Here is a 499-nt window from a genome sequence, read left to right on the forward strand (position 1 = left end):
TGGGTGTGGGTGCTTGTGGTGATGACCAGGGGTGGGTTGGCGTCGTGGAGCATGGCGGTGAGGCGTTCGGGGGGTAGGTCGGGGTCGAGGGGGACGTAGGCGGCTGCGGCTTTCCAGACGGCGAGCAGTGTGGTGACGAGGTGGATGCTGCGGGGTAGGCAGACGCCGATGTGGTCGCCGGGGGTGATGCCGTGTTGTTGGAGGCGGTGGGCGAGGTGGTTGGCGGTGGTGTTGAGGTCGCGGTAGGTGTGGTGGGTGCCGTCGTGGTCGATTACGGCGATGGCGTTCGGGGTGTGTTCGGCGATGCGTTCGACAAGGTGGTGCAGCGGCTCGGCGTGGTATCCGGCGGTCGTGTCATTCCAGGCGTGCAGAACCTGGTGGACTTCCGCGGCCGGCATGATGTCGATCTCTTCGGCGGGCTGGTCGGGCTGTGCGAGTCCGTTGGCGAGCGCGGTGATGCAGTGGTCGAGGAGTCGGTTGATGCGGTCGGCGTCGAAGA

The 499-nt window shown here is 66.7% G+C and carries 1 protein-coding gene; it reads right to left on the bottom strand.

Annotated features, from left to right (window positions below; genetic code table 11):
* On the bottom strand, nt 1-499 hold a 499-nt coding region (locus ACPXB1_RS30660; protein WP_425736182.1), incomplete at both ends, for an AMP-binding protein.

Source organism: Micromonospora sp. DT68, assembly GCF_049847245.1.
Lineage (GTDB): Bacteria > Actinomycetota > Actinomycetes > Mycobacteriales > Micromonosporaceae > Micromonospora > Micromonospora profundi.